This is a genomic window from Nesterenkonia massiliensis (assembly GCF_000455245.1).
Lineage (GTDB): Bacteria > Actinomycetota > Actinomycetes > Actinomycetales > Micrococcaceae > Nesterenkonia > Nesterenkonia rhizosphaerae.
In genome coordinates this window covers 29,595-33,664 of record NZ_HG005173.1, presented here as the reverse complement: position 1 = coordinate 33,664, position 4,070 = coordinate 29,595, and the positions used below count along the sequence as shown (strand labels likewise).

Annotated in this window: 6 protein-coding genes; 3 read left to right on the top strand and 3 right to left on the bottom strand. The window is 61.0% G+C overall.

The features are described 5' to 3' along the window. The 3 genes from TX78_RS14430 to TX78_RS11340 form a co-directional block, all read right to left on the bottom strand. The coding region (locus TX78_RS14430; RefSeq protein WP_044496356.1) for a response regulator at positions 1-317 on the bottom strand (317 nt) is incomplete at its 3' end. Beyond that, positions 314-535 (bottom strand): ATP-binding protein, encoded by a 222-nt coding sequence (locus tag TX78_RS14650; protein ID WP_407635392.1) that lies wholly within the window; start codon positions 533-535, stop codon positions 314-316. The genes TX78_RS14650 and TX78_RS14430, both read right to left, overlap by 4 nt. Next, positions 444-1,445: a sensor histidine kinase gene (locus TX78_RS11340; protein WP_049897876.1), complete on the bottom strand. Its 1,002-nt coding sequence runs from the start codon at positions 1,443-1,445 to the stop codon at positions 444-446. The genes TX78_RS14650 and TX78_RS11340 overlap by 92 nt, the downstream gene beginning before the upstream one ends. Before the next feature lie 111 nt (positions 1,446-1,556). Here TX78_RS11340 and TX78_RS11335 point away from each other — a divergent pair, with 111 nt between their 5' ends. The 3 genes from TX78_RS11335 (at position 1,557) to TX78_RS11325 (ending at position 3,910) form a co-directional block, all read left to right on the top strand. Continuing rightward, the gene (locus TX78_RS11335) at positions 1,557-2,312 is read left to right on the top strand and encodes an ABC transporter ATP-binding protein (RefSeq protein ID WP_044496408.1); all 756 of its coding nucleotides are present in this window, start codon (positions 1,557-1,559) and stop codon (positions 2,310-2,312) included. Further along, entirely contained in the window at positions 2,312-3,088 is a 777-nt protein-coding gene (locus TX78_RS11330; protein WP_044496355.1) for an ABC transporter permease, read from the top strand. The genes TX78_RS11335 and TX78_RS11330 overlap by 1 nt, the downstream gene beginning before the upstream one ends. Before the next feature lie 93 nt (positions 3,089-3,181). Then, a complete protein-coding gene (locus TX78_RS11325) occupies positions 3,182-3,910 on the top strand; it encodes a sulfite exporter TauE/SafE family protein (protein ID WP_044496353.1) in 729 nt (242 codons plus the stop codon). Positions 3,911-4,070: the final 160 nt, after the last annotated feature.

The window sequence follows — 4,070 nt, the reverse complement described above, 5'->3', positions numbered from 1 at the left end:
AGCATGTAGCCCCGGGCACCGGCGCGAAGTGCCTCAAGCACGAGGGCGTCGTCGTCGAAGGTGGTGAGCACAAGCACCGGAACTTCCCATCCGGCGTCCTGCAGCTTTCTCAGCAACCAGAGCCCGTCATACCGGGGCATCCGAAGATCCAGTAAGACCACATCAGGTGCCTCCGGCCCGCGTGCCTCCTCTAGGATTTTCAAGGCCTGGGCACCATCACCGGCCTCGGCCATCACGGTGATGCCGCCGATCTCCAGCAGTGTGCGGATGCCCTGGCGAACCAGGGTCTGATCATCCACCAGGATCACCCGCGTCATGGCAGCCTCACCTCCACTGTGAAATACGGCGATGAGCTGACATTCAGCTGCCCTCCGAGCAGTTCCACTCGCTCCCGCAGACCCGTCAGCCCATGACCGAACGTGACCACCTTCGGTGCGTAGCCGTCATTGGTGCCGGTCAGTACCGTATCGGTTCCATCTCTGCGCACGCTGAGTGTCAGTTGCTGGGCCTCGGAATGCTTGATCGCATTGGTCAAGATCTCCTGACCAGCGCGGATGAGAGTTTCCGCCTGTTGATCGTCTACAGAGACCGCCGGGTCTGTTTGGACATCGATCTCTATTGAGGGCACGGCTGCGGCCAAGCTCCAGACTAGTGTGTAGGTCTCCGGCCCCGGAATTGCGCAGCTCTCCCACTGTGGCCCGAACATCGGCCAGCAACTGCTTGGCCACCCCGGCGGCGCGTTCAATATGATCATTGGCCGGTCCCTGCACGGAACGGTGCTTGGCGGCTTCGAGCTCCAAATTCAGCACAGTGAGCTGGTGACCCACCGCGTCATGCAGCTCCCGGGAGATACGAAGCCGTTCGGCAGTGGCAGCAGAGTCCTCCAGCATTACCCCGGCGGCTTCAAGTTCCACATTCTTCTGCTCCAGCTCAGCGCGCAGTGCGGACTCTTTGTACAGGGCATAGGTGCTCAGCACCGAGGCGCAGTGGATGATGAAGTAGAAGGACACTGAAAGCGCCGTGTTGATGAGGTCAGTACCTTGAATGAGGAACTGCACTGCCACAGCAGCGCAGTTGAGCACAACGACGACGCCCACCGCCCACAACGGCAGCAGGTAGTTACCCACCGCTGCTACCGCCACCAGCAGCACTACCAGCATGCCTTGATCTGGGATGGTCAGAAGTACCAGCCACGAGAGAACGACGGCGAACCAGTAGGTCAGCTGAGACCTACGGCGGTTCATCTCGCCGCCTACTGCCCAGACGACGGAGAACAGGGACGCTAGGAACAGCCCGAACCAGAGTCCACGCGGTATGTAGGGCTCGGGACCCAGAAACAGCAAGAGTAATCCGATGCCCAAGCACAGAGCCCCGATCCCTGCCCCAGAGTAGGTCTCGGTCAGGTGCCTGCGGCGTGTGTGCCCAGACTGCACAGCGGTGTCCATAGCACCACAGCCTACTGAGCACCGAAGTAGTGCGGGGGTGCCGAAAGTCATGGTGAAGGTCATGACCGAAGGCACAAGTGGGTTCGCGCTGGCGGCGGAATGCTGGAGGGCATGAGAACAAACAGCGACCAGAGTCCGCTCTTGGCTGTGGATGCTCAGCATCTGGTCAAGCGATACAAGAACAAGATTGCGGTGGACGGAATCAGTCTCCAGATCGCTGTAGGCGAGACCTTCGGCATTCTGGGGACCAATGGGGCCGGTAAGACCACCACGGTGGAGATGATCGCCGGGCTGCGCAAACCCTCTGAGGGAACAGTACGGATTCAAGGCCTGGACCCATTCACAGATCGAGCCAAGGTGCGCCAGATTCTAGGAGTCCAACTGCAGCAGGCCTATCTCCACGGTTCGCTGACCGTCCGGGAGCTGGTGGATCTCTACCGCAGTTTCTACCCGAATCCGCGTGACGCTGATGAAGCCCTGGCCATGATGGAGCTGACCGATCAGGCCAAGACGAAATTCGACGACCTCTCCGGCGGTCAGATGCAGCGCCTCTCCATCGCGTTGGCACTCATCGGCCAACCCCGAGTGGTGATTCTTGATGAGCTGACCACCGGTCTGGACCCGAGAGCGCGCCGTCGTATCTGGGGAACTCTGGAGTCATTGGAGGGGCAAACGGTCATTTTGGTGAGTCACGCCATGGATGAGGTGGAGCGGCTGTGCGACCGGGTCGCGGTGATCGACGCCGGACGGATCGTCGCCCAGGGCACTCCGCGCCAGCTGATCGAAAAGACCGGTGCAGAGACACTCGAAGACGCCTTTGTCGCGATCACCGGTAAAGAACTCATCGACCAGGAAGAGGACGACTGATGACAACGGACACCATTGAAGTGCGTAGACCCGGTGCAACAGCGTGGCTGAGACTGATCCAGGCTGAAGCGAAGATGGTCATGCGGGACACCGCCGGGCTGATCGTCCCACTTGGCATGCCACTTCTGATCTTGGTGATGCAGGCGATCTCCTTCGAGGATGTCGGTCTGGAGATGAGCGCCGGGATCACCGTCATGGACTTCTATCTGTTGCCGGTGGTGGTCACCATGGTCGTGACCACCATCGCAGTGATCAATATGCCAAGTTTCTTGGCCACCTACCGAAAGACCGAACTACTGCGCCGACTGGCGGTGACTCCGGCCTCGCCGGCAATGCTGCTGATTGCCCAGATGGTGGTCAGCTTCATCCAAGTCATCATCGGCATCGGTGTTGCCTTCGGGGTGGCCATGATGTTCTTCAGCGCGAACCTGCCCAACTCACCTTTGATGGCCCTGGGGGTGCTGCTGGCGACCTGCGCGGCGATGTACGGGGCGGGCATGATCGTCGCCTCGATCTCACCGACTCCGAACTCGTCAGTGGCCATCGGATTGATCGTCTTCTTCGGGTTCGCCGCACTGGGCGGCATGTTCGGACCTACGGAGAACCTGCCGGATGCCTTGCAGACCGTCAGTTCATGGCTGCCCTTTGGCGCAGCGGTAGAAGCCTTTCAATCGGCCTGGTTGGGCGAGAGCGTGGAGATACAGAACTGGCTGGTGCTTGGAGGCTCGGCCGTGATCGGGGCAGCAGTGGCGGGGGCGCTGTTCCGCTGGGACTGAGCCGATGCCCTCCACGGCCGAGGACCGGGGGCAGTCAGCTTCAGGCGTAGTGAGGCCGCTTAAGTGGCGATCATCCGCCTATAGGCTGAGTCGGTGGATGAACTGACCCTGACCAGTTGGCTGCTGCTGAGCCTCGGCGCCCTCACTGTGGGGCTGGCGAAGACTGCCGTGCCAGGTGCTGGAACATTGGCGGTCATCTTCTTTGCCTCCGCTCTTCCTGCTCGAGAGTCCACCGCCGCGCTTCTGGTGCTGCTGATCATCGGCGATCTCTTCGCTATCTGGATGTACCGGCGCACCGTGGACTGGGGGATCTTACGGCGCCTGGTATGGCCGGTGCTGGCCGGAGTCGCGATCGGAACCTTCTTCCTTGGGGTGGCCTCGGATGCGATGGTCCGTCGCGTCATCGGCGTCATTCTGCTGGGACTGCTGGGCGTCACTATGTGGCGACGCAGACAGGCAAAAGTCCGTCTCGGCCGGACCGCTGGCTATGGTTTCGGCTGGCTTGGCGGGTTCACCACCATGGTGGCAAATGCCGGAGGCCCCGTCATGAGTCTGTATCTGCTGGGCATGCGGCTGGACGTGAAGACCTTCCTCGGCACTGCCGCCTACTTCTTTTTCGCCATCAATCTCATCAAGGTGCCCTTCCACGTGGGTCTGGGCCTGTTGAACCTGCACGTCTTCAGCATTGTGGTGCTGCTTGTTCCACTGGTGGTGCTGTCTGCCTTCGCTGGGCGCTGGATGGCTTCCCGCATCCCTCAGCGGGCTTTCGAGATCCTTGTCCTGGGCTTCACAGCAGCCGGTGCGGTGTATCTGCTGCTGTGAGACTTTTAGCCGGGGCCAGGAATCAGCCGGTACAGTTCGGATCGGAGACAGAAACACCAGGTTAGAGGCTTGTGATGCCCGGGGCGTAGGACGACGACGCCCGCGTCAACCGCTGAAGGGAGCGGCGATGCAGGTAGATGATGTCCCGGAGGAAGCCAGC